The organism is Halomonas sp. B23F22_20 (assembly GCF_043496985.1).
GTDB lineage: Bacteria > Pseudomonadota > Gammaproteobacteria > Pseudomonadales > Halomonadaceae > Halomonas.
Genome location: NZ_JBIEKH010000004.1, coordinates 24,299 through 46,599, shown reverse-complemented (window position 1 = coordinate 46,599; position 22,301 = coordinate 24,299). Strand labels below are relative to the sequence as shown.

Genomic DNA, 22,301 nt, shown 5'->3' with positions numbered 1-22,301 from the left:
TACAGGTCCCGGGGGCCCCTGTCCGCCCCCTCAGCCGCCGAACAGCACCAGGGTGGCGATGCTGAAGTAGATCAGCACCCCAGAGGCATCGATCAGCGTGGTCACCAGCGGCGCCGAGGCGGTGGCCGGATCCCAGCCCAGCCGATCGAGCAGGAACGGCAGGCACATGCCCAGCAGGCTGCCGAACAGCACGATGGCGATCATGCTGATCGCCACCACCAGTGCCACCGCCTCGCCGCCGCGTAACACCCCGATCGGCGCCACGGCCAGCGCCATGGTCAGCCCCAGCGAGCCGGCCACCAGCAGCTCGCGGCCGAGCAGCTTGCCCCAGTCGCGCACCCCGACATCGCCGGTGGCCATACCCCGCACCATCAGGGTGGCGGCCTGGGCACCGGCATTGCCGCCACTGCCGATCAGCAGCGGCAGGAAGAATACCAGGGCCACCTGGGCCGAGATGGTCGCTTCGTAATGGGCGATTCCGGCCCCCGACAGCAGGTTGCCGAACACCAGCAGCACCAGCCAGGTCACGCGCTTGCGATACAGGCTCCACAGCGGCACCCGGCTGACGCCGTCCTCCAGGGCTCCGATCGACATCCCCTTGTGGATATCTTCGGTGGCCTCGGACTCCACCACGTCCAGGGCGTCGTCGTGGGTGACGATGCCTACCAGACGCCGCGTTTCGTCCACCACCGGCAACGCCAGCAGGTCGTAGCGGGCCACGATCCGCGCCACTTCCTCCTGAGGGGTGTCCACGGTGGTATGGATGACGTCGTGAATCATCAGGTCGTCGACCCGGGCGCCGGGCCGTGCCACCATCAGCTGGCGCAGCGACATGGTGCCGGCCAGCCGCCCCTCGGGGTCGATCACGTACAGCTGGTAGACCGTCTCGGCATCCGGCGCGGTCTGACGTACCCGCATCATCGCTCGCGATACCGTCATGCCGGCGGGGATCGCTACATAGTCCGAGGTCATCAGTGCCCCGGCAGTGCCCTCTTCGTAACTCGCCAGGCGCTTGAGCTCCTCGCGCTCCTGGTGAGCCATCCGCCGCAGCAGCGCCTCACGGCGGTCATCATCGAGCACCTTGAACAGGTCGGCCCGCTCGTCGGCCCCCATCTCCTCGAGCATCGCCTGAAGGCGGTCGTCGCCCATGCCGGACGTAAACGCCAGCTGCTCTTCGCCATGCAGATGGCCGATGACGCTGGCCTGACGCTCCAGCGGCAGACAATCCAGCAAGGCCCGGGCGCGTAGCGCATCCTCATCCTCGAGCAAGTCCTGCAGGATTTCGGCAATGTCCGCGGAGCGCAGCTCCGGCAGCAGGGAACCCAGGCGCTCGCGGTCGTCGATCTCCAGGGCGGCGAGCAGAGTGTCCTTGTGACAATTCAGGCTATCTTCGAGCGGCATGGGCCAATTCCTTGCGGTGCCAACGCAAACGAAAGCGCCCCCCGACGGAATCGGGGGGCGCCATCATCGCACAGGGCGGGAACAGCGTCAGCTGCGACCCACCTTGCGGCGCAGCTGCTGGATGGTCCGCAGCTGCGCCGCGGCCTCGGCCAGCTCGGCCGTGGCGCGGGTGTAGTCCATTTCAGCGGACTTGTCCTGCATGACCTTGAGGGCATGCTGGCGAGCCTCCTCGGCAGCGGCCTCGTCCAGGTCATCGGCGCGCACGGCGGTGTCGGCGAGCACGGTGACCACTTCGGGCTGCACCTCGAGGAAGCCGCCCGAGACATAGAAGTGATCCTCTTCACCTCCGCCCCGGACGATACGCACCGGGCCGGGGGCCAGCTCGGTGAGCAGCGGCGTGTGGCCGGCCAGCACCCCGAGATCCCCCGCACGTCCGGCTGCCACGACCTGCTCGGCTTCGCCGGAGAAGATCGACGCCTCGGCGCTGACGATCTCGCACTTGAAGGTTTTCGTCATGATGACGTCTCCCAGGTGGAGGGATTACTTCATCTGGTTGGCTTTCTCGACGGCCTCGTCGATGGTGCCGACCATGTAGAAGGCCTGCTCCGGCAGCTCGTCATACTCGCCGTCGAGGATGCCCTGGAAGCCACGGATGGTTTCCTTCAGCGACACGTACTTGCCGGGCGCCCCGGTGAACACCTCGGCGACGAAGAACGGCTGCGACAGGAAGCGCTGGATCTTACGCGCCCGCGCCACGGCCAGCTTGTCCTCGTCGGACAGCTCGTCCATGCCCAGGATGGCGATGATGTCCTTGAGCTCTTTGTAGCGCTGCAGCACGCCCTGCACGCCGCGAGCGGTCTTGTAGTGCTCGTCGCCGACGACCAGCGGATCCAGCTGACGGGAGGTGGAGTCCAGCGGGTCGATGGCCGGGTAGATGCCCAGCTCGGCGATGGAGCGCGCCAGTACCACGGTGGCATCGAGGTGCGCGAAGGTGGTCGCCGGGGAGGGGTCGGTCAGGTCATCCGCGGGCACGTACACCGCCTGCACGGAGGTGATGGAGCCGGTCTTGGTGGAGGTGATGCGCTCCTGCAGGACGCCCATCTCCTCGGCCAGGGTCGGCTGGTAGCCCACCGCGGACGGCATGCGGCCCAGCAGAGCGGAGACCTCGGTGCCGGCCAGGGTGTAGCGGTAGATGTTGTCGACGAACAGCAGCACGTCGCGGCCTTCATCGCGGAACTTCTCGGCGATGGTCAGGCCGGTCAGCGCCACGCGCAGGCGGTTGCCGGGCGGCTCGTTCATCTGGCCGTAGACCAGCGACACCTTGTCGAGGACGTTGGACTCTTCCATCTCGTAATAGAAGTCGTTGCCCTCGCGGGTCCGCTCGCCGACACCGGCGAATACGGAATAGCCGCTGTGCTCGGTGGCGATGTTGCGGATCAGCTCCATCATGTTGACGGTCTTGCCGACGCCGGCGCCGCCGAACAGGCCGACCTTGCCACCCTTGGCGAACGGGCATACCAGGTCGATGACCTTGATGCCGGTCTCCAGCAGCTCCTCGGAGGCCGCCTGATCGGCATAGCCCGGCGCCTTGCGGTGGATCGGCATGCGTTCTTCTTCACCGATCTCGCCCGCCTCGTCGATGGGCTCGCCCAGCACGTTCATGATGCGACCCAGGGTCGCCTTGCCGACCGGCACGGAGATGGCCGCCCCGGTGTTGGTGACGTCCATGCCACGCTTGAGCCCCTCGGTGGAGCCCATGGCGATGGCACGCACCACGCCGTCGCCCAGCTGCTGCTGGACCTCGAGAACGGTCTCCTTCTCGGAGACCTTCAGCGCGTCGTAGACCTTGGGCACATCGTCCCGCGGAAACTCTACGTCAATCACCGCGCCGATGATTTGTACGATACGTCCGCTCATCTTGGTTCCTCTCAAATACCTGCAAATGAAACCCGGTTGCCGGAAGGGCCGCACCCTCCCTCGGCGTTATACGGCGGCGGCGCCACCGACGATCTCGGAGATTTCCTGGGTAATGGCCGCCTGACGGGCCTTGTTGTACACCAGCTCCAGGTCGTCGATCAGATTGCCGGCATTGTCGGTGGCGCTCTTCATGGCGATCATCCGCGCGGCCTGCTCGCAGGCCACGTTCTCGACCACCGCCTGATAGACCTGCGCCTCGACGAAACGCACGAGCAGGCTATCCAACAGCTCCTTGGCATCCGGCTCATACAGGTAGTCCCAGCTTGCGGGACGCTTGTGTTCTTCGTTCTGCTCTTCGGCACCCATGTCGGGCGACAGGGGCAGCAGTTGGCGAATCACCGGCTTCTGGGTCATGGTGTTGACGAACTCGTTGAACACCACGTACAGGCGATCCAGCTTGCCCTCGTCGTAGGCATCCAGCATCGCCTTCACGCTGCCGATCAGGTCGTCGGCCTCCGGCGCCTCGCCCAGGCCGCTCTTGGCCGCCACCAGGCTGCCGCCGAACTTGCGGAAGAAGCCGGTGGCCTTGCTGCCCAGGGCACAGAAATCCAGCTCGGCACCGTTGTCGTGCCAGGCCCGGGCTTCCTTGACGACGGCCTTGAACATGTTGACGTTCAAGCCGCCGCACAGGCCGCGGTCACTGGACACCACGATGTAGCCGACCCGCTTGACCTCGCGCTCGAGCATCCACGGATGCTTGTACTCGGGATTGGCGTCGGCGACGTGGCCGACCACCTTGCGGATCTGCTGGGCGTAGGGCTGGCTGGCCTTCATCCGGTCCTGCGCCTTGCGCATCTTCGACGCAGCGACCATCTCCATGGCACTGGTGATCTTCTGCGTGTTCTTGATGCTGCCGATCTTGGTGCGTATCTCTTTTGCAGCTGCCATAGCGATCTACCTTTGTTCGTGGCCCTCAGAAAGCTCCAGGGCCCGCCCCCCGGGGAGAGCGGGCCGACGGGGTCACCAGCTCTGAGTGGCCTTGAACGTGTCGAGACCGGCTTTCAGGCCGCTCTTGATCTCGTCGCCGTAGTCGCCGGACTCATTGATCTTGTCGAGCAGCTCGGCGTGCTCGGACTTCATGTAGTCCTGCAGGGCACGCTCGAAATCCAGCACCTTGCTGACCTCGATGTCTTCCAGGTAGCCCTCGTTGGCGGCGTACAGGGAGATGGCCATCTGCGCCACGGACATCGGCGCGTACTGGTTCTGCTTCATCAGCTCGGTGACGCGCTGACCGTGCTCCAGCTGCTTGCGGGTGGCCTCATCCAGATCGGAGGCGAACTGGGCGAAGGCCGCCAGCTCACGGTACTGGGCCAGGGCCAGACGCACGCTGCCGCCGAGCTTCTTGATGATCTTGGTCTGGGCGGAGCCACCGACACGGGACACCGAGAGGCCGGCGTTGATGGCCGGACGGATGCCCGAGTTGAACAGGTCGGTCTCGAGGAAGATCTGACCGTCGGTGATCGAGATCACGTTGGTCGGCACGAACGCGGAGACGTCGCCGCCCTGGGTCTCGATGATCGGCAGCGCGGTCAGCGAGCCGGTCTTGCCCTTCACTTCGCCGTTGGTGAACTTCTCGACGTAGTCGGCATTGACGCGCGCGGCGCGCTCGAGCAGACGGGAGTGGAGGTAGAAGACGTCACCCGGGAAGGCTTCACGGCCCGGCGGACGACGCAGCAGCAGGGAGACCTGACGATAGGCCACGGCCTGCTTGGACAGATCGTCATAGACGATCATGGCGTCTTCACCGCGGTCGCGGAAGTACTCGCCCATGGTGCAGCCGGAGTAGGCGGCCAGGAACTGCATCGGGGCCGGATCGGCGGCGCCGGCGGCGACCACGATGGTGTGCTCCATGGCGCCGTGCTCTTCCAGCTTGCGCACCACGTTGGCGATGGTCGACTGCTTCTGGCCGATGGCCACGTAGACGCAGGTGACGCCGGTGCCCTTCTGGTTGATGATCGCGTCGACGGCGATCGCGGTCTTGCCGATCTGGCGGTCGCCGATGATCAGCTCACGCTGGCCGCGGCCGATCGGCACCATGGCGTCGATGGACTTGAAGCCGGTCTGGATCGGCTGGTCGACGGATTGACGGGTGATGACGCCGGGGGCGACCTTTTCCACCGCGTCGGTGAGCTCGGTGCCGAGCTCGCCCTTGCCGTCGATCGGGTTACCCAGGGCGTCGACCACGCGACCGCGCAGCTCGGGACCCACCGGCACCTCGAGGATGCGGCCGGTGCACTGGGCAGTCATGCCCTCTTCGAGCTGCAGGTAGTCGCCCAGCACCACGGCGCCGACGTTGTCGCGCTCGAGGTTGAGCGTCATGCCGAAGATGCCGCCCGGGAACTCGATCATCTCACCGAACATCGCGTCGGTGAGACCGTGGATCTGCACGATACCGTCAGACACGCTGACGATGGTGCCCTGGTTGCGGGCTTCGGATGCGACATCCAGCTTTTCGATACGCTGCTTGATGATGTCGCTGATCTCGGAAGGATTCAGTTGCTGCATGCCATGTCCCTCAGGCTCAGACGGAAAGGGCCTCGTGGAGGCGGTTGAGTCGACCACGCACCGAACCGTCGATGACGGTATCGCCGGCGCGCAGGATCACGCCCCCCAGGAGACTCTCATCCACCTGAGTGGTAATGGAGATTTCGCGGTTCAGACGCTTGGCCAGAGCACTCGCGAGCTTGTCCTGCTGCGCGTCGTCCAACGGGAAAGCGGAGACGATATCGACGTCCATGCGCTTCTCCTGCTGGGCCTTGAGCAGCTCGAACTGCGCGGCGATGGCCGGCAGGGCCATCAGACGGCCCTTGTGGCTGACCAGGTGCAGGAAGTTGGCGACCTCGTCATTTACGGCATCGCCGCAGACGTCGACCAGGGCCGCCACCTTCTGTTCACTGGAAAGCCGCGGATTGCCCAGCACTCGACGGCGCATGTCGTCGTTGTCGACGACACGCGCCACGGTGGTGAGCATGCCGGACCAGTCCTCGAGCGCCTTGCGTTCAACGGCGTGTTCGAAAGCCGCCTTGGCGTAGGGGCGAGCGACGGTAGACAGTTCCGCCATGGGTCACCTCCTCAAAGCTCTTCGGCGAGTTTGTCAACGAGCTCTGCGTGCCGCTTCTCGTCGATGGAGGACTCCAGGATCCGCTCCGCGGCCACGACGGCGAGTCGTGACACCTGGCTACGCAGCTCATCCTTCGCGCGGTTCACTTCCTGCTCAATCTCGGACTTGGCCTGAGTGATCATGCGCTCGCCTTCCTGGCGGGCCTGCTCACGCGCCTCGTCGATCATCTGGCTGGACCGCTTATGGGCCTGCTCCAGGATTTCTGCCGCCTGCTCCTTGCTTTCACGCAGCGTCTCGCTGGCCTGCTGTTCGGCCAGTTCGAGGTCGCGTGAAGCACGGCTGGCAGCGTCCAGGCCATCGGCGATCTTCTTCTGACGGTCCCGCAGGGCTTGCATGACCGGCGGCCATACAAACCTCATGCAGAACCAGACGAAGAACGCAAAGGCGATAGCCTGGCCGATCAGGGTAAGGTTCAGGTTCACGCCAGCACCTCTCGCGTCACATGTTTGGGGTTAAGGGCTCGTCGGGTCTTGCGACCGCGGCGAGTTAACCGACAAACGGGTTGGCGAAGGTGAAGAACAGCGCGATACCCACACCGATCATGGTCACGGCGTCCAGCAGGCCGGCGACGATGAACATCTTGACCTGCAGCATCGGGATCATTTCCGGCTGACGCGCGGCGCCTTCCAGGAACTTGCCACCCAGGATACCGAAGCCGATGGCGGTACCCAGGGCACCCAGGCCGATCAGCAGGGACACGGCGATGGCGGTCAGACCCAGAACTTGTGCTTCCATGGTGGTTCTCTCCAGTTAGGTTATAGAGGTTTGTGGTTAAGGGTTGATGGTAAGGGTTAAGGGTGAAGCGTCAGTGCTTCTCCACCGCCATGCTCAGATAGACGATGGTCAGCATCATGAAGATGAAGGCCTGCAGCGTGATGACCAGGATGTGGAAGGTCGCCCAGGCGAAGTGCAGGGGCAGCTGCCACAGCCCGATCATGGCGATCAGGATGAAGATCAGCTCGCCGGCATAGAGGTTGCCGAACAGACGCAGTGCAAGCGAGATCGGCTTGGCGATCAGGGTCACGGTCTCGAGCAGGAAGTTGACCGGGATGAACAGTGCCTGCACCAGCTTGTTGGGAGAGCTGAACGGATGCAGGGTCAACTCGCCGATGAAGCCGGAGAAGCCCTTCTCGCGAATGGTGTAGAAGATGATCAGCGCGAACACCGACAGCGCCATGCCGAGGGTGGCGTTGACGTCGGTGGTGGGCACCACCTTGAAGTAGACGTGGGCCGGGTCTGCACCGAACATGGCGCCGACCTTCTGCGCCAGCATGGGCAGGAAGTCCACCGGCACCAGGTCCATGAGGTTCATCAGGAAGACCCAGCAGAAGATGGTCAGCGAGAGCGGCGCGATCAGCTGGCTCTTGCCGTGGAACGTATCCTTCACGGAGTTGTCGACGAACTCGACCATCAGCTCGACGAAATTCTGCAGCCCGGAGGGCACGCCGGTAGTGGCCTTCAAAGCCACCTTGCGGAACAGCAGCACGAACACCAGGCCCAGGGCGATGGACCAGCCCAGAGTGTCCAGATGGAGGGCCCAGAAGCCCATTTCGGAGGCCTCTTCGGCCGATTGCGCGATGCTCCAGCCGTGCTCCGGATGGTGCCCGAAGGTCAGGTTCTGCAGATGGTGCTGGATGTACGACGTCGCTGTCGGGGTATTGCCTGCCATGATCTGCCTCGATTTCAGGTGTGTGACGGTCGCCGCAGCAGCCAGGGTCCCAGCCAATGGACGAACAGCGTCACCACGTAAGCGCCAAAGAAGAAAGCGGGGTTTGAGGGGGGCACTGCGATGAACACCAAGGTGAACAGAGCCGCCGTCAAACCGAACTTCCCGGCTTCTGCGCGATAGAAGCCGTTGACGATGTTCCTGGTATGTCGAGCCCCCTGATAGCGGAAGACTCGCCAGGTGAAAAAGGCATTGGGCAGGAAGGCCACCGCGCCGCCAAGCAGTGCCGAGAGCGCGCCGGGACCACCCTCCGACCAGGCACCGAGAAGGCTCGCCAGACAAACCATGCCGAACTGCACCAGCAGCAGTCGTCGTACGCTGGGACGCTTGATCCTGGCTGCCATGGGGTCTCCGTGCACGATATCGACGCCAGGCGTCCGCTACCTCCGCTCCGCCGTGCGAACACTTCCCAACGGCGGGCCCGGCGGGATTATAGGGAAGCCCCACGATGGCTTCAACCGATCACGGAGCGATTTCGCGCGATATCCCCCCAGCTTACGACTAAAAGTCGAGAAATCCGCGACACTTTGCTTAGCTGACTAATATTAGCGGTGAGCGTATCCCACTCATTTGATGTGCCCCAGAATGCCGTCCAGCTCGTCGAGGCTCGAGTAGCGAATGGTCACTCGCCCCTTGCCGCCGCGGCCGTGCTGGATCTTGACCGGAGCCCCCAGCAGGTCGCCCAGGCGCGACTCCAGGCGTGCCACATCGGGACTCGGCGTCGGCTTGTCGGCCTTTTTCGGCTCGCCCTTGGCGAGCTGCTTCACCAGTGCTTCTGTGGCACGCACCGTGAGGTCCTTGTTGACCACCTCATGGGCGGCCTGGCGCTGCTTGGGTCCGGACAACGCCAGCAGCGCTCGGGCGTGGCCCATGTCCAGATCGCCGCGCTCGAGCAGGGTCTGCACCTCGGGATCCAGCGCCAGCAGGCGCAGCAGGTTGGCCACCTGGGCCCGGGAGCGCCCCACGGCATCGGCCGCCTGCTGCTGGGTCAGCTCGAACTCGTCGAGCAGGCGCTTGAGCGCCATGGCCTCCTCGATGGGGTTGAGATTCTCGCGCTGGATGTTCTCGATCAGCGCCAGCGCCAGCGCCACCTCGTCGGTGACCTCGCGCACCACCGCCGGAATGACGTCCAGCTCGGCGAGCTGTGCCGCCCGCCAGCGCCGCTCGCCGGCGATGATCTCGTAGCGCTTCTCGCCGATCGGACGCACCACGATCGGCTGCATGACCCCCTGGGCGCGAATCGAGTCGGCCAGTTCCTCGAGGGCCTCGGGCTGGATGTCGCGGCGCGGCTGGTAGCGGCCCCGGCTCAGCTGGCCCAGCGGCAGGCGTTCAAGCCGCTCGTCGGCGGCAGGCGGCAGCGACTCGGCACCGTTGAGCTCGCTCTCCGGCGGCGCCTCGCCTCCCGGCAGATCCAGACTTTCGCGGCGGCGGGCGCCGGCACCGATCAGGGCGTCCAGGCCACGTCCCAGAGCGCGTTGTTTACGCGTCATCGGCTTTCCCTCATCTGTAAGCGCAGGCCGGCGTTGGCTACAACGACAGGCGACGGATCAGTTCCTTGGCCAGCACCCGGTGGGCCTGGCTGCCCCGCGAGAAGCGCGCGTACTTGGTGACCGGCAGGCCATGGCTGGGGGCCTCGGCGACCCGCACGTTGCGGGGGATGGTGGTCTTGAGCAGGGCGTCGCCGAAGTAGTCGCGCAGCTGCTTGCTGACGTCTCGGGTCAGGCTGTTGCGCGAGTCGAACATGGTGCGCAGGATGCCGAAGACCTCGAGACTCGGGTTCACACTGTCCTTGATCTGCTCGACGGTGTCGAGCAACGCCGACAGCCCCTCCAGGGCATAGAATTCGCACTGCAGCGGAATCAGCACTCCGTGGGCGGCGGTCAAACCGTTGACCGTGAGCATGTTGAGCGACGGTGGGCAGTCGATCAGCACCACGTCATACTCGCCGGCCACCTCGCTTAGCGCTTTGACCAGGCTCTGCTCGCGGCCCTCGTCACGGTCGAGCAGTTCGACTTCGGCGGCGGTCAGGTCGCCGTTGCCCGGCAGCAGGGCATATCCCGCCTCGGGACAGTCGAGGATCACCTCGGTGGGGCGGCGCTCCCCGAGCACCACGTCAAGCACGCTGCCGTCGAGCTCGTGCTTGTCGACGCCGCTGCCCATGGTGGCATGGCCCTGGGGGTCCAGGTCGACCAGCAGCACGCGACGATCCAGGGCGGCCAGGCTGGCTGCCAGATTGACGGCAGTGGTGGTCTTGCCCACGCCACCCTTCTGGTTGGTCAAGGCGATAATCTTGGTCACGGCGACATCCTTGCGTTGGGAGACAGGGTTCTCGGCAGCGTCCGGCGCATCCCGCCTCAGCGCGCACGCTCGAGGATCACCAGGCGGCGGTCGCCGGCCGAAAACGGCACTCTCAGCGAGTGGCAAGCCACCGCTGCGACCCCCTCCGGCAGGCCGGCGAGTTCGTCCTCCACGGCGGGCCCCTTCATGGCCAGCCATTGTCCGCCCTCCCCCGGCAACCTCTGGCTCAGGGCGATGAAGTCCTCGAGACTGGCGAAGGCCCGCGAGATCACCTGATCGAAGCCCTCGGCGGGGGGCTCGAAGGCCTCCACTCGGGCCTGGACCGGGGTGACCTGTTCGAGGCCTAGCTCCATCACCGCCTGGCGCTGGAAGCGCACCTTCTTGCCATTGCTGTCGAGCAGCGTGACCTCGAGTTCCGGTGCGAGAATCGCCAGCACCAGTCCCGGCAAGCCCGGGCCAGCCCCCACGTCGAGCAGGCTAGGCCCCTTCACGAAGGGCAGCACGGCGGCGCTGTCGAGCAGGTGCCGAGCGATCATTTCCTCGGGATCGCGTACCGCGGTGAGGTTATAGGCGCGGTTCCACTTGTGCAACAGGCCCACCAGGGCCAACAGGCGTTCGCGTCGTTCCGGCACCACGTCGAGGCCGAGTTCGGCCAAGCCACGCTCGAGGCGTTCTCTGAGGATCGTCTCGTTCGGGGTCATCCGTTGGCCACTCGGCTGTCGTCCAGCAGGCGACGCTTCTTGAGGTGAATCAGCAGGATCGAGACCGCCGCGGGGGTGACCCCGGAGATGCGCGAGGCCTGGGCCAGGGTCTCCGGCCGGGCTTCGCCGAGCTTCTGACGGATCTCGTTGGAGAGTCCCTCGACTCGCGCGTAGTCCAGGTCATCGGGCAGCCGGGTGGCTTCGTGGCGCTTGAGTTTGTCGATCTCGTCCTGCTGGCGATCGATGTAGCCCTGATACTTGGCCTGGATCTGAACCTGTTCGGCGACGCGCTCGTCGTCGACCGGCTGACCGACCAGATCGGCGAGATCGTCGTAGCCGAGCTCCGGGCGCTTCAGGAGATCCATCAGGTTGTACTCGCGGGACAGCGGCTGGCCGGTCTTCTCGGCCACTCGTGCCGCAGCCTCGCTGCCGGGCTGGACCCAGCTGGTCCGAAGTCGAGCGGTCTCGGCCTCGATGGCCTCGCGCTTGGCGCTGAAAGCGGCCCAGCGGTGGTCATCGATCAGCCCCAGCTCACGGCCCGCCTCGGTGAGGCGCAGATCGGCGTTGTCCTCGCGCAGCAGCAGGCGATATTCCGCCCGCGAGGTGAACATCCGATAGGGCTCCTTGGTGCCCAGAGTGATCAGGTCATCCACCAGCACGCCGAGGTAGGCCTCGTCACGGCGCGGCCACCAGGCCTCGAGCTCACGGGCGCGACGGGCGGCGTTGAGCCCGGCCAGCAGGCCCTGGGCGCCGGCTTCCTCGTAGCCGGTGGTGCCGTTGATCTGGCCGGCGAAGAACAGGTTGTGGATGAATTTCGTTTCCAGCGAGTGCTTGAGATCGCGGGGATCGAAGAAATCGTACTCGATGGCATAGCCCGGGCGAGTGATATGGGCGTTCTCCAGCCCCTTGATCGAGCGCACCACCTGCAGCTGCACGTCAAACGGCAGCGAGGTGGAGATACCGTTGGGATACAGCTCGTGGGTATCCAGCCCCTCGGGCTCAATGAAGATCTGATGGCTCGCCTTGTCGGCGAAGCGGTGCACCTTGTCCTCGATGGACGGGCAGTAGCGCGGCCCCACGCCCTCGATCGTGCCGGAGAACATCGGCGAACGATCCAGGTTGGCGCGGATGATCTCGTGGCTGCGCTCGCTGGTGTGAGCGATATGGCAGCTGACCTGGCGAGGATGCATGTCACGGCTACCAAGGTAAGACATCACCGGCGTCGGGGCGTCCCCCGGCTGCTCCTCGAGTACCGAGAAATCCACGCTCTTGGCATCGATACGGGGTGGAGTGCCGGTCTTCAACCGGTCGACACGAAACGGCAGCGCACGCAGGCGTTCGGCCAGAGCGTTGGAGGGAGGATCGCCGGCCCGGCCGCCACGGCTGTTGTCCAGCCCGATGTGGATAACGCCGCCAAGGAAAGTGCCTGTGCATAACACCACGGTGTCGCTCATGAAGCGCACGCCGGTCTCGGTGATCACCCCGCGCACGGTGTCGCCGTCGACGATCAGATCGCCGGCCGCCTGCTGAAAGATCTCCAGATTGGGCTGGTTCTCCAGCAGACCCCGAATCGCCGCCTTGTAGCGCACGCGATCGGCCTGGGCACGCGTCGCCCGCACGGCCGGCCCCTTGCGGGCATTGAGTACCCGGAACTGGATGCCGCCCAGGTCGGTGGCCAGCCCCATGGCACCGCCGAGCGCATCGATCTCCTTGACCAGATGGCTCTTACCGATCCCGCCGATGGCGGGATTGCAGGACATCTGGCCCAGGGTCTCGATGTTGTGGGTCAGCAGCAGGGTTCGGCAGCCCATGCGAGCCGATGCCAGGGCGGCTTCGGTCCCGGCATGACCACCGCCGATGACGATGACGTCGAAGCGGTCGGGATACTCCAAGGTTCACCTCGATCGGCGCCGTCGCGCCGAATGTTGCGGATCAGGGTATGAAATCAGCCCGCCAGTATAACGCCCTTGTGGGTAATCGTCAGGGTTTTCCACACCCCGGAAGCGCCGCGCACCGATCCTTTCACTCACTTAAATCAATAAACAAATAGATAAAAAGAAGTTCTGTTGTGGTTGTAACTACTAGTGTGGACATTTCTCGTGGATAACCATAACTACTGATTATTTATCAACAGGTTGCATTGTTGACCCCTGGAAGGAAAAGCGGCGCGCGAGCTGCGGACGGCATGTTCGGGGCCTGTGGAGGAATGCGAGGGTTACCCACAGCCCGGCTCGAGCACGGCTTGTCCACGCGCTTCTACCGGGCTTGTCACCGTGGCTGTGAACAACCTCGGTGATTCCTCTTCGGCCCCGCCATGGTGGGGCTCAGCGGTCATTGTCGAGAAATCTTGTCCACAGGCCAAAAAAAAGCCCTGTCGATAACGACAGGGCCCGGTGAGGCGCGCAGGAGAAGCGACACTGTCAGTGCTTGAGCACCCGCGACAGGAAATTTCGGGTGGGTTCGGCTTGGGGCGAGTCGAAGATCGTTTCCGGTGGCCCCTCTTCGGCGATCTCGCCCTTGTGAATGAAGATCACCCGGTCGGCAACTTCGCGGGCGAAGCCCATCTCGTGGGTGACGATCAGCATGGTCATGCCTTCGTTGGCGAGCTCGCGCATGGCATCCAGCACCTCGCCGATCATCTCCGGGTCCAGCGCCGAGGTCGGCTCGTCGAACAGCATCAACCGGGGCTCCATGGCCAGCGCTCGAGCCAGAGCCACACGCTGCTGCTGGCCGCCGGAGAGCTGGGTGGGATACTTGGCGGCCTGGTCGCTGATGCCCACTCGCTCCAGCAGCCGTTCGGCGGTCTCGGTGGCATCCTGGCGGCTCCAGCCGCGCACCTTCATCGGGGCCAGAGTGACGTTGTCCAGCACGCTGAGATGCGGAAAGAGGTTGAACTGCTGGAACACCATGCCGACCTCGGTGCGAATCTTCTGCAGCGCCTTGGTGGCCTTGCCATGGGGCTTCAGCGGGTTGCCGTCGACTTCCAGCTCACCCTGCTGGAATTCTTCGAGGCCGTTGATGCAGCGGATCAAGGTCGATTTTCCGGAACCGCTGGCCCCGATGATTACCACGACCTCGCCGGGAGTGACCGTGAGGTCGATGTCCTTGAGCACGTGAAGGGCGCCGAAGGACTTGTTGAGCTTGCTCAGGCGCACGATGGGCTCGCCGCCGGATTGGGACGTCTGTTGGTTCATCTCGCGCATTCCTTATTGTCCGACCAGACCCTTGCGCTCCAGCAGGCGCAATGCCACCGACAGCGACAGGGTGACCACCAGGTAGAGCATGGCGACCATCAGGTAGACCTCGAGGGCGTTGAAGGTGGTAGCGATGTAGACCTGGCCCTGACGCACCAGCTCGCCTACGCCGATCACCGAGAACAGCGAGGTGTCCTTGATACTGATGATGCCCTGGTTGCCCAGCGGCGGGATCATGCGCCGCAAGGCCTGGGGCCAGATGATGTAACGAAAGGTCTGGCGCCGGGACAGGCCCAGGGATAGTCCAGCTTCGCGCTGGCCGCGTTCGATGGATTGCACGCCGCCGCGCACGATCTCCGAGATGTAGGCTCCGGAATTGACGGCGATGGCGGCGATACCGGCCACCAGGGCGTTGATGGGGCCGCCGAGCAGCTGCGGCAGGCCGTAGAAGATGAACAGTACCTGCACCAGCACAGGGGTGCCGCGAAATATCTCGATGTAGGCCACGGCGGGCCATCTCAGCCATTTCGTTGGACTGATGCGCAACAGGCCGAAGACGATGCCGATGATGAAACCGAGGGCAAGGCCCGAGAAGGAGATCAGCAGGGTATAGGGAATCCCCGTCAGCAGGTGGGGGATGGAGGCGAAGGCGGCCTGCCAGTCGAATTGAAAGGTGACGTCCACGAAAGATCTCCGTCAGGGTACAAAGGGGGAGACGCGGGGCCGAGGCACGGTCTGAAAAGTCGATGAGCGCAGGCGCTTTTCAGGCCTTGCCTAATGCAACGGGGCCGGGTCTAGTGACCCGACCCCGTGTCAGCCTCGCGCGAGGTTCATTCGCCGCTGGGGCTGCCGAACCATTTGCTATGGATCTCGTCGTAGGTGCCGTCTTCTTTCATGGTAGACAGGGCTTCGTTGACAGGTTCGACCCAATCGCTGCCTTTGACCAGCACGATGCCGTACTGCTGGCCTTCGTAGAGCGGGCCTACGACCTTGGTGCGGCCCTCGCCCTGGGTCTGGGAGAAATAGCCGACGTTTGGCGCATCGTAGAAGACGGCATCCACGCTGCCGCCGAGAAGCGCCATGTACATGTCGCTGGAGCCCGGATAGGGGGTGATGTCGGCGGAGTCGCCCAGGCTTTCCTGGAGGAAGTCGTAGCTGGTGGAACCGATCTTGGTGCCGACCTTTTTGCCTTCCAGGTCCTCGACGCTCTGGATGCTGTCGTCGTTGGCATTGACCAGCAGACGCAGGCCACTGTCGTAGTAGGGATCGGAAAAGTCGACGATCTCGGCACGTTCGTCGGTGATGGTCACGCCGGCAATGGCGATGTCGACGTTACCGGTCTGGATGGCGGGGATGATGCCGTTGAAGTCCATGGTGCGCAGGTTGTAGTCGAACCCGGCACGCTCGGCGACTTCGGCGATGATGTCCATGTCGAAGCCGACCATCTCGCCGGAGTCCTGATCCATCATCTCGAATGGAACGAAACTCGGGTCGGTGACGACGTCCAGGGTGGTGTCCTGGGCCTGGGCCGTGGCGCTCAGGCCGAGGGCAAGGCAGGACGCCAGCGATGCCGCCTGAAATTGACGCTTCATGTGACTCTCCATGGCATGATTTGTTTTGGAGTACCTAATCAACCATGGCGAGTTGTCGTGAGAGCGTCAAGTCTCGGCAAATGACGCTATTTAGGGGTGTCTCAACGCTTGGCGTCAAACCATGAAGGAGGAGCCGCAGCCACAGGTGGTGGTGGCATTGGGGTTCTGGATCAGGAAGCGGGCACCGGCCAGCCCCTCCTCGTAGTCCACGGTGGAGCCCACCAGGTACTGGTAGGAGAGGGGATCGACCACCAGCGCGACCTCGCCGAACTCGACCAGGGTGTCGTCATCGGCCACTGTCTCGGCGAAGTCGAAGCCATACTGGAAGCCGGAGCAGCCGCCGCCGGTCACGTAGACGCGCAGCTTGAGCTCGGGTTTGCCTTCCTCGGCGATCAGGGCCTGGAGCCGGTTCCTGGCGCTGTCGGACAGCAGCAGGGGAGTAGGTACGAAGGATGCGGCACCGCTCATGGGTGACCTCCCCGGAATTCGGTGAATGTCGTGCAGGGGACGATTATCCATAACCCCCAGCAAAAGGGTCAACTATTTAGGCGGGCGCCCTGCCCCGACGCAATGGCGAGGGGGCAGGCGATGACTTCACGGCATGATGGCCGGGGCGTCGAGGCCGGCATTCTCGTCGAAGCCGAACATCAGGTTGAGGTTGTGCACGGCTTGCCCGGAGGCACCCTTGACCAGGTTGTCGATCACCGAGAGCACTACCACGGTATCGCCGTCGCCGGGGCGATGGATGGCCAGGCGGCAGACATTGGCGCCCTTGACGCTGCGCGTCTCGGGATGGCTGCCCGCCGGCATGACGTCGACGAAGGGTTCGTCGGCGAAGCGCTGCTCGAATCGCGCCTGGAGGTTGCCCGCCTCGCCGGTGAGCCGACCGTAGAGGGTGGCGTGGATGCCGCGGATCATCGGCGTCAGGTGAGGCACGAAGGTTAGTCCCACCGGGCCGCCCGCGGCGTCGCCGAGGCCCTGGCGGATCTCGGGCAGGTGACGATGGCCCGAAGCGCCGTAGGCCTTCATCGATTCGCTGGCCTCGGCCAGCAGCGAGGGCACCTTGGCGCCGCGGCCGGCACCGGTGACGCCGGACTTGCAGTCAGCGATGACCTGGCCGACGTCGATCAGCCCGTCCTCGAGCAGCGGCAGCAGGCCGAGCTGCACCGCGGTGGGATAGCAGCCGGGTACGGCGATCAGGCGTGCCTGGCGGATGCGCTCGCGATTGACCTCAGGCAGGCCGTAGACGGCGTCATCCAGCAGCTCGGGCGCGCCATGGGGCTGGCCGTACCAGCGTTCCCATTCGGCGGCGTCGCGCAGGCGGAAGTCCGCCGACAGGTCGATCACCCGGGTGCCGCGCTCGAGCAGATCGCTGGCCAGGGCGTGGGCCACTCCGTGGGGCGTGGCGAAGAACACCGCATCGCAGGCCGCCAACCGAGCCGGGGCGGGCTCGCTGAAGCGCAGCTCGTCGTAGTGGCCGCGCAGGTTGGGGTAGAGTTCGCTGACCCCCAGCCCGGCCTCGCTGCGCGAGGTGATGACCTCGACGCTCACCTCCGGGTGACGGGCCAGCAACCTGAGCAGTTCGACCCCGGTATAGCCGGTGCCGCCGACGATTCCGACCTTGATCACGATGGACTCCTCATTGGTGGACGCTGGGACCTATGTGTACGGATATGATACACAAGGGAGAGGGCTCCCACCTAGGAGGGGGGCTGGATCGAACAGGAAGGTCATCTTGTCGCGTTTCTCGCTATCCCGCTTCACTCTGGAACGTTTCCGCCAGCGCCTGGCCAGCGTGGATGCCCTGCCACAGCTGTGCGTGCTGGGCGTGGTGTCGGGGCTGATCACCGGTGGGCTGATGGTGATCTTCCGACTACTGCTCATCCTTGGCGCCGCGCTGTTCCTGCCCGATGGCGATCCCGAGGCCTTCGAAGGGCTGGCGCCGGTGACCCGGGCGCTGTTGCCACTGCTGGCGGTGGCGTTGATCGGCGTCTGGCTATGGCGGTTGCCCCCCGCGGGACGCCAGATCGGCGTGGCACATGTCATCGAACGGCTGACCTACCACCAGGGGCGTTTCCCGATGCGCAATTGGTTCACCCAGTGGTGGGTGGGCCTGATTTCGGTGCTCGGCGGCCTCTCCGCCGGGCGCGAGGGCCCGGCCATCCATCTGGGGGCAGCGGCCTGCAGCGGGCTCGGCCAGCGCCTGCGCCTGCCCCACAACAGCCTGCGCGTGCTGGTGGCCTGCGGTACCGCGGCGGGGATCTCGGCGTCCTTCAATACCCCCATCGCCGGCGTCATCTTCGCCATGGAAGTGGTGCTGATGGAGTACACCATCACCGGCTTCATGCCAGTGATCCTGGCCTCGACAATGGGGGCCGTGGTATCCCAGGCGGTGTTCGGCTTCGAGCGCCCCTTCGAGGAGACCGGCATCGCCCTGGGCTCGCTGTTCAACCTGCCGTGGATCGTACTCAGCGCACTGGGCATCGGGCTGCTGGCCGGCGCCTTCGTGCGGGTGGCGCGCGCCGGAGGGCAACTCAAGCGCTTGCCCTTCGCGGCCCGTTTCGCCGTGGCCGGCGCTCTGGTGGGGGCCCTGGCCTGGTGGTATCCCCAGGTGCAGGGCATGGGCTACGACACCCTGGGGATGACCATTGGTGGAGCGCTGAGCCTGGACGTGTTGCTGGCGGTGGCCATCGGCAAGCTGTTGATCACCGCCTTCGCCGTGGCCTGCGGCATTCCGGTCAGCATCATTGGCCCGGTACTGGTGGCCGGCGGTGCGGCGGGAGCCCTGTGCGGCCTGCTCGGCGCCCAACTGATGCCCGAGCTCGCCTCGGGGCCTGCCGTCTACGCCATGCTGGGCATGGCCGCCATGATGGGCGCGGTGCTACAGGCGCCGCTGGCTGCACTGATGGCCCTGCTGGAGCTGTCCCACAACCCCAACCTGATCCTGCCGGGCATGCTGGCGGTGGTGGTGGCCGGGCTGACCTCGCGCCAGCTGTGCGGTTGCGATGGCTTCTTCATCAGCGTCACCCGCCATGGCTTGCATCCCCTGCAACAGCCGCTGATGCAGGCGCTCAGCCGGGTGTCGGTACCAGCGGTGATGGAGCGTGCCTTGGTGCGCACTCGCCGCCGGATCAGCCTCGACCAGGCCAGCGCGCTGCTCGAGGCCAAGCCGGAATGGATCGTGATCGAGCGCTCCAGCGATGCCAAGCCGACGCTGGCCCTCAAGGCCGCCGACCTGGCACGCTGGATGCTTGAGCACGACGCCAACGACAAGCTGATCGACAAGGAGGGCCGCCTGGATCTGCTCGAGATCCCCGGGCAGCGTCTCGACCTGGCCCCGATTCATCTCCAGGCGACCCTCTCTGAAGCCTTCGAGCGTCTCAACACCAAGCATGCGGACGCCCTCTACGTGGAGCACGGCCATCGCCCGAAGCAGCGGCGGATTTCCGGTATCATCACCCGCGACGCCATCGAGCGTTACTATCGCTATAGCGACGTTCCCTCCGGCTGAGGAGTCGATATGTACCTCTGGATCAAGGCCCTCCACCTGGTGGCCGTGGTGACCTGGTTCGCTGCCCTGTTCTATCTGCCAAGGCTCTATGTCTATCACGCCATGGCCCGGGACCGCGGTGAGCGTCAGGCCAGCGACTATTTCGCCGTCATGGAACGCAAGCTCTATCGCGGCATCATGACGCCCTCGATGATCGCCGTGCTGGTGCTGGGCGGCGGCCTGTTGGCGCTGAACCCCGGGTGGCTCTCCCAGGGCTGGATGCACGCCAAGCTGGCGCTTGTGGCGGCGCTGGTCGCCTATCACCATGTTTGCCTCATTTATCTGAAACAGTTTGCTGCCGATCGATGCACGCGTACGCATCGTTTCTTTCGCATCTTCAACGAGTTGCCTGTGCTCGCGCTGCTGGCGATCGTGCTTCTCGCCGTGTTGAAACCGTTTTGATGGGGGCCGATGTGGAAACCCAACCTCATCTGCCGGCGGTGCTGGTGTTGGCGGGGCACGACCCCACCGGCGGGGCCGGGCTGGTGGCCGATAGCGAAGCGGTGGCAGCCTGCGGCGGCTGGGCGCTGACGATTCCCACGGCGCTGACGGTGCAGAACTGTCGTGACGTTCGTGAGGTGCAGCCGGTGGATGCCGAGCTGATCCGGGCAGCGGCTCTGGCACTGGAAGAGATCGAGATCGCCGCCATCAAGATCGGCCTGGTCGCCTCCGAGGCGGCGCTGGAGGCGGTCGAGGAGATCCTGCGACGACGTCCCGGGGTGCCGGTGGTGGTCGATCCCGTGCTCAAGGCGGGTGGTGGTAAAGAGTTGTCCACATCTGCTTTGGAAGCTGCGTTCCGCCAGCGGCTGCTTCCCCTTGTGGATATCCTGACGCCCAATCGCCTGGAGCTCGCCCGACTGGCCGGTCCGGCGTGCCGGGACGATACCGAGCGCGCCGTCGAGCTGATGCATCTGGGCTGCCAGGCGGTGCTGGTCACCGGCACCGATGACCCGGAGGAGCGGGTGCCCAAGGACAAGGTGCGGCATACCCTGCATGTGCCGGATGGCGATCGCCAGTGGAGCTGGACGCGTCTGGTCGGTGATTTCCATGGCTCGGGGTGCACCCTGGCATCGGCGCTGGCGGCACGTCTGGCCCTGGGCGAGAGTCTGGTGACGGCCTGCGAACAGGCCCAGGCCTTCACCTGGGATTCGCTGGCGCATGGTTGGCATCCCGGTGCCGGGCAGCGGTTGCCGCGGCGGCTGTGGCGGTTGCCGACCGAGCGCGGTTCCGTTTGGCCCTAGCCCATGGACTGGTCATCCTCGGGCTCAGCATCGAGAATGAGGAATATCAGTGGCGGCCCTTCGGCGGCGTTTGGCGACATTCACTGGGGAATCACCGCTCGCCAAGAGATTATCCAAAGATTTATCCACAGGCCGAATGCCCACATGGCGGGACTTCGGCACGATACGACGCTTACTTTCAACAGCAAATGAGGTTGACATGACCACATCCGCCCAGCTCTTCGAACGGGCCTGCCGACATATCCCCGGCGGAGTCAATTCGCCGGTGCGTGCCTTCAAGGGCCTGGAGCGCCCGCCGGTCTTCATGGAACGGGCTCAGGGCGCTTACCTTTTCGATGTAGAGGGCAAGCGTTATGTGGATTATGTCGGCTCCTGGGGGCCGATGATCACTGGCCATGCGGATCCCGAGGTGCTGGCGGCGGTCCGCGAGCGGCTCGATAACGGGCTTTCCTTCGGCACGCCCACGGCCATCGAGACCACCATGGCCGATCTGATCTGCGAGATGATCCCCAGCATCGAGATGGTGCGCATGGTCAACTCCGGCACCGAGGCCACCATGTCGGCAATCCGTCTGGCTCGTGGCTATACCGGTCGTGACAAGATCGTCAAGTTCGAGGGCAACTATCACGGCCACTCCGACTCGTTGTTGGTCAAGGCCGGTTCCGGCGCCTTGACCCATGGCGAGCCCAGCTCTCCCGGTGTTCCCGCCGCGTTAGCCGAGCACACCGTGACCCTGGCCTACAACGATGCTGACGCGGTGGAGCAGTGCTTCGAGGAGATCGGCGACCAAGTGGCTTGCATCATCGTCGAGCCGGTGGCCGGCAACATGAACTGCATTCCTCCACAGCCGGGTTTCCTCGAGACCCTGCGTCGAGTCTGTGATCGCCATGAAAGCGTGCTGATCTTCGACGAAGTGATGACCGGCTTCCGGGTGGCGATGGGCGGAGCCCAGGCCTATTACGGCATCGAGCCGGATCTCACCTGCCTGGGCAAGATCGTCGGCGGTGGCATGCCGGTAGGGGCCTTCGGCGGCCGCCGTAGCATCATGGAGAACATCTCGCCGCTGGGTCCTGTCTACCAGGCCGGTACCCTGGCGGGAAATCCACTGGCCATGGCGGCGGGCATCGCCCTGCTGACCAAGCTGCAGGAGCCCGGCTTCCATGATGCCCTTGCGCAGCGCGTCGAGACCCTGTGCCATGGTCTCCAGGAGCGGGCCGATGCCGCCGGTATCGACATGATCACCCAGCGAGCAGGTGGCATGTTTGGCGTCTTCTTCACCGGCCAGAGCCGGGTCGACAATTTTGCTCAGGCCACCGCCTGTGATGGGGATGCCTTCCGCCGTTTCTTCGCCGCAATGCTGGAGCATGGCATCTATATGGCGCCCTCGGCCTTCGAAGCGGGCTTCATGTCCAGCGCTCACGCCCCCGAGGACATTCAACTGACCCTGGACGCGGCCGAGGCCGCCTTCGCCGCGATGCGACAGGCCTGAGGGCCGGCGCG

The 22,301-nt window shown here is 64.9% G+C and carries 23 protein-coding genes; 4 read left to right on the top strand and 19 right to left on the bottom strand.

Going from position 1 to position 22,301, the window contains the following annotated elements:
• Positions 1 to 30 precede the first annotated feature (30 nt).
• From mgtE to argC, 19 genes are all read right to left on the bottom strand, one after another.
• Positions 31 to 1,401 carry a magnesium transporter gene (gene mgtE / locus ACGTN6_RS03780; protein WP_394589923.1) on the bottom strand — a complete coding sequence of 457 codons (1,371 nt, stop codon included), beginning with the start codon at positions 1,399 to 1,401 and terminating at the stop codon, positions 31 to 33.
• Positions 1,402 to 1,488: 87 nt separating this feature from the next.
• Positions 1,489 to 1,917 (bottom strand): F0F1 ATP synthase subunit epsilon, encoded by a 429-nt coding sequence (locus ACGTN6_RS03775; RefSeq protein WP_394589922.1) that lies wholly within the window; start codon positions 1,915 to 1,917, stop codon positions 1,489 to 1,491.
• 24 nt (positions 1,918 to 1,941) lie between these two features.
• Positions 1,942 to 3,318 (bottom strand): F0F1 ATP synthase subunit beta, encoded by a 1,377-nt coding sequence (gene atpD / locus ACGTN6_RS03770; RefSeq protein WP_394589921.1) that lies wholly within the window; start codon positions 3,316 to 3,318, stop codon positions 1,942 to 1,944.
• Positions 3,319 to 3,384: 66 nt separating this feature from the next.
• A complete protein-coding gene (gene atpG, locus ACGTN6_RS03765; RefSeq protein WP_394589919.1) occupies positions 3,385 to 4,266 on the bottom strand; it encodes a F0F1 ATP synthase subunit gamma in 882 nt (293 codons plus the stop codon).
• A gap of 72 nt (positions 4,267 to 4,338) precedes the next feature.
• Positions 4,339 to 5,883, bottom strand: a complete 1,545-nt coding sequence (gene atpA, locus ACGTN6_RS03760; protein ID WP_394589918.1) for a F0F1 ATP synthase subunit alpha — start codon at positions 5,881 to 5,883, stop codon at positions 4,339 to 4,341.
• 16 nt (positions 5,884 to 5,899) lie between these two features.
• Positions 5,900 to 6,439 carry a F0F1 ATP synthase subunit delta gene (locus ACGTN6_RS03755; protein ID WP_183388093.1) on the bottom strand — a complete coding sequence of 180 codons (540 nt, stop codon included), beginning with the start codon at positions 6,437 to 6,439 and terminating at the stop codon, positions 5,900 to 5,902.
• An 11-nt stretch (positions 6,440 to 6,450) separates the two neighbouring features.
• Positions 6,451 to 6,921 (bottom strand): F0F1 ATP synthase subunit B, encoded by a 471-nt coding sequence (locus ACGTN6_RS03750; RefSeq protein WP_183388094.1) that lies wholly within the window; start codon positions 6,919 to 6,921, stop codon positions 6,451 to 6,453.
• 64 nt (positions 6,922 to 6,985) lie between these two features.
• A complete protein-coding gene (atpE, locus tag ACGTN6_RS03745) occupies positions 6,986 to 7,234 on the bottom strand; it encodes a F0F1 ATP synthase subunit C (RefSeq protein WP_071943354.1) in 249 nt (82 codons plus the stop codon).
• A 70-nt stretch (positions 7,235 to 7,304) separates the two neighbouring features.
• Positions 7,305 to 8,168, bottom strand: a complete 864-nt coding sequence (gene atpB / locus ACGTN6_RS03740) for a F0F1 ATP synthase subunit A (protein WP_183388095.1) — start codon at positions 8,166 to 8,168, stop codon at positions 7,305 to 7,307.
• A gap of 14 nt (positions 8,169 to 8,182) precedes the next feature.
• The gene (locus tag ACGTN6_RS03735) at positions 8,183 to 8,569 is read right to left on the bottom strand and encodes a F0F1 ATP synthase subunit I (RefSeq protein WP_183388096.1); all 387 of its coding nucleotides are present in this window, start codon (positions 8,567 to 8,569) and stop codon (positions 8,183 to 8,185) included.
• A 222-nt stretch (positions 8,570 to 8,791) separates the two neighbouring features.
• Positions 8,792 to 9,715, bottom strand: a complete 924-nt coding sequence (locus tag ACGTN6_RS03730) for a ParB/RepB/Spo0J family partition protein (protein WP_183388097.1) — start codon at positions 9,713 to 9,715, stop codon at positions 8,792 to 8,794.
• 37 nt (positions 9,716 to 9,752) lie between these two features.
• Positions 9,753 to 10,523: a ParA family protein gene (locus tag ACGTN6_RS03725; RefSeq protein ID WP_394589917.1), complete on the bottom strand. Its 771-nt coding sequence runs from the start codon at positions 10,521 to 10,523 to the stop codon at positions 9,753 to 9,755.
• Between the two features lie 56 nt (positions 10,524 to 10,579).
• Complete coding sequence (gene rsmG, locus ACGTN6_RS03720) at positions 10,580 to 11,224, bottom strand: 16S rRNA (guanine(527)-N(7))-methyltransferase RsmG (RefSeq protein WP_394589916.1); 645 nt, start codon at positions 11,222 to 11,224, stop codon at positions 10,580 to 10,582.
• Positions 11,221 to 13,116, bottom strand: coding sequence for a tRNA uridine-5-carboxymethylaminomethyl(34) synthesis enzyme MnmG (gene mnmG, locus ACGTN6_RS03715; RefSeq protein ID WP_394589915.1), 1,896 nt, complete (start codon positions 13,114 to 13,116; stop codon positions 11,221 to 11,223). The genes rsmG and mnmG overlap by 4 nt, the downstream gene beginning before the upstream one ends.
• A 528-nt stretch (positions 13,117 to 13,644) precedes the next feature.
• A complete protein-coding gene (locus tag ACGTN6_RS03710; RefSeq protein WP_394589914.1) occupies positions 13,645 to 14,418 on the bottom strand; it encodes an amino acid ABC transporter ATP-binding protein in 774 nt (257 codons plus the stop codon).
• A 12-nt stretch (positions 14,419 to 14,430) separates the two neighbouring features.
• Positions 14,431 to 15,102: an amino acid ABC transporter permease gene (locus ACGTN6_RS03705; protein ID WP_394589913.1), complete on the bottom strand. Its 672-nt coding sequence runs from the start codon at positions 15,100 to 15,102 to the stop codon at positions 14,431 to 14,433.
• A 146-nt stretch (positions 15,103 to 15,248) separates the two neighbouring features.
• A complete protein-coding gene (locus ACGTN6_RS03700) occupies positions 15,249 to 16,010 on the bottom strand; it encodes a transporter substrate-binding domain-containing protein (protein ID WP_394589912.1) in 762 nt (253 codons plus the stop codon).
• Positions 16,011 to 16,124: 114 nt separating this feature from the next.
• A complete protein-coding gene (gene erpA / locus ACGTN6_RS03695) occupies positions 16,125 to 16,478 on the bottom strand; it encodes an iron-sulfur cluster insertion protein ErpA (RefSeq protein ID WP_394589911.1) in 354 nt (117 codons plus the stop codon).
• Between the two features lie 126 nt (positions 16,479 to 16,604).
• Complete coding sequence (argC, locus tag ACGTN6_RS03690; protein ID WP_394589910.1) at positions 16,605 to 17,639, bottom strand: N-acetyl-gamma-glutamyl-phosphate reductase; 1,035 nt, start codon at positions 17,637 to 17,639, stop codon at positions 16,605 to 16,607.
• 106 nt (positions 17,640 to 17,745) lie between these two features.
• Between argC and ACGTN6_RS03685 the strand changes: the two genes are divergently transcribed.
• The 4 genes from ACGTN6_RS03685 (at position 17,746) to hemL (ending at position 22,290) form a co-directional block, all read left to right on the top strand.
• Complete coding sequence (locus ACGTN6_RS03685; RefSeq protein ID WP_394589909.1) at positions 17,746 to 19,521, top strand: chloride channel protein; 1,776 nt, start codon at positions 17,746 to 17,748, stop codon at positions 19,519 to 19,521.
• A gap of 9 nt (positions 19,522 to 19,530) precedes the next feature.
• Complete coding sequence (gene hemJ, locus ACGTN6_RS03680; RefSeq protein WP_394589908.1) at positions 19,531 to 19,962, top strand: protoporphyrinogen oxidase HemJ; 432 nt, start codon at positions 19,531 to 19,533, stop codon at positions 19,960 to 19,962.
• Positions 19,963 to 19,973: 11 nt separating this feature from the next.
• Entirely contained in the window at positions 19,974 to 20,801 is an 828-nt protein-coding gene (gene thiD / locus ACGTN6_RS03675) for a bifunctional hydroxymethylpyrimidine kinase/phosphomethylpyrimidine kinase (protein ID WP_394589907.1), read from the top strand.
• 199 nt (positions 20,802 to 21,000) lie between these two features.
• On the top strand, positions 21,001 to 22,290 hold the full coding sequence (gene hemL, locus ACGTN6_RS03670) for a glutamate-1-semialdehyde 2,1-aminomutase (protein ID WP_394589906.1): 1,290 nt from the start codon (positions 21,001 to 21,003) through the stop codon (positions 22,288 to 22,290).
• Positions 22,291 to 22,301 lie beyond the last annotated feature (11 nt).

Bases quoted from the DNA above. Each gene is read 5' to 3' on its own strand.
- mgtE (WP_394589923.1), bottom strand. From the start codon at position 1,401: ATGCCGCTCGAAGATAGCCTGAATTGTCACAAGGACACTCTGCTCGCC.
- ACGTN6_RS03775 (WP_394589922.1), bottom strand. From the start codon at position 1,917: ATGACGAAAACCTTCAAGTGCGAGATCGTCAGCGCCGAGGCGTCGATC.
- atpD (WP_394589921.1), bottom strand. From the start codon at position 3,318: ATGAGCGGACGTATCGTACAAATCATCGGCGCGGTGATTGACGTAGAG.
- atpG (WP_394589919.1), bottom strand. From the start codon at position 4,266: ATGGCAGCTGCAAAAGAGATACGCACCAAGATCGGCAGCATCAAGAAC.
- atpA (WP_394589918.1), bottom strand. From the start codon at position 5,883: ATGCAGCAACTGAATCCTTCCGAGATCAGCGACATCATCAAGCAGCGT.
- ACGTN6_RS03755 (WP_183388093.1), bottom strand. From the start codon at position 6,439: ATGGCGGAACTGTCTACCGTCGCTCGCCCCTACGCCAAGGCGGCTTTC.
- atpE (WP_071943354.1), bottom strand. From the start codon at position 7,234: ATGGAAGCACAAGTTCTGGGTCTGACCGCCATCGCCGTGTCCCTGCTG.
- atpB (WP_183388095.1), bottom strand. From the start codon at position 8,168: ATGGCAGGCAATACCCCGACAGCGACGTCGTACATCCAGCACCATCTG.
- ACGTN6_RS03735 (WP_183388096.1), bottom strand. From the start codon at position 8,569: ATGGCAGCCAGGATCAAGCGTCCCAGCGTACGACGACTGCTGCTGGTG.
- ACGTN6_RS03730 (WP_183388097.1), bottom strand. From the start codon at position 9,715: ATGACGCGTAAACAACGCGCTCTGGGACGTGGCCTGGACGCCCTGATC.
- rsmG (WP_394589916.1), bottom strand. From the start codon at position 11,224: ATGACCCCGAACGAGACGATCCTCAGAGAACGCCTCGAGCGTGGCTTG.
- ACGTN6_RS03710 (WP_394589914.1), bottom strand. From the start codon at position 14,418: ATGAACCAACAGACGTCCCAATCCGGCGGCGAGCCCATCGTGCGCCTG.
- ACGTN6_RS03700 (WP_394589912.1), bottom strand. From the start codon at position 16,010: ATGAAGCGTCAATTTCAGGCGGCATCGCTGGCGTCCTGCCTTGCCCTC.
- erpA (WP_394589911.1), bottom strand. From the start codon at position 16,478: ATGAGCGGTGCCGCATCCTTCGTACCTACTCCCCTGCTGCTGTCCGAC.
- hemJ (WP_394589908.1), top strand. From the start codon at position 19,531: ATGTACCTCTGGATCAAGGCCCTCCACCTGGTGGCCGTGGTGACCTGG.
- hemL (WP_394589906.1), top strand. From the start codon at position 21,001: ATGACCACATCCGCCCAGCTCTTCGAACGGGCCTGCCGACATATCCCC.